Below are 710 nucleotides of genomic sequence, written 5' to 3'. Positions count from 1 at the left end.
GTGGTGTTGGGTGCGGACGGCGCCGAGTTGCGGGCGGGTCTGGCGGCGTTGGCGGCGGGTCAGTCCGTGCCGGCCGTGGTCTCGGGTGCCGTCCGGGGTGGCCTGACGGGGTTCGTGTTCTCCGGTCAGGGCAGTCAGCGGGTTGGCATGGGTCGGGACCTGGCGGCGGCGTTCCCGGTCTTCGAGGCCGCGTTGTCGGAGGTGTGCGCGCAGTTCGACACGTTGTTGGATCGCCCGCTGCGTGAGGTGATCGACGGCTCCGCCGACGATCTGGGTCGGACCGGGTGGGCGCAGCCGGCCCTGTTCGCGGTGGAGGTGGCGTTGTTCCGTCTCCTCGCCTCCTGGGGGGTGCACCCCGACTACCTGGTCGGTCACTCCATCGGCGAGCTCGCCGCCGCGCACGTCGCGGGCGTCCTTGACCTGCCGGACGCGTGTCGGCTGGTGGCGGCGCGGGCGTCGTTGATGCAGGCCCTGCCCACGGGTGGGGCGATGTGGGCGGTGCGGGCCAGCCTCGATGAGGTGTCCCCGCTGCTGGTCGACGGGGCGTCGATCGCGGCCGTCAACGCCCCCGGCCAGGTCGTGGTCTCCGGCGAGCGCGCTGCGGTGGAGCGGGTCACGGCCGCCCTGACCGAGCGGCAGGGCCGCTGGCTGGAAGTCAGCCACGCGTTCCACTCGGCGCTGATGGACCCGATGCTGGCCGAGTTCACCCG

The 710-nt window shown here is 73.2% G+C and carries 1 protein-coding gene; it reads left to right on the top strand.

Translation table 11 applies throughout. The annotated features are described in order from the left end of the window. The coding region (locus ACLQ2V_RS28105; RefSeq protein WP_425721726.1) for an acyltransferase domain-containing protein at positions 1-710 on the top strand (710 nt) is incomplete at both ends.

This window comes from Micromonospora sp. DT233 (genome assembly GCF_049841815.1).
Classification (GTDB): Bacteria; Actinomycetota; Actinomycetes; order Mycobacteriales; family Micromonosporaceae; genus Micromonospora.
This window is presented reverse-complemented; position numbering and strand designations above follow the sequence as displayed.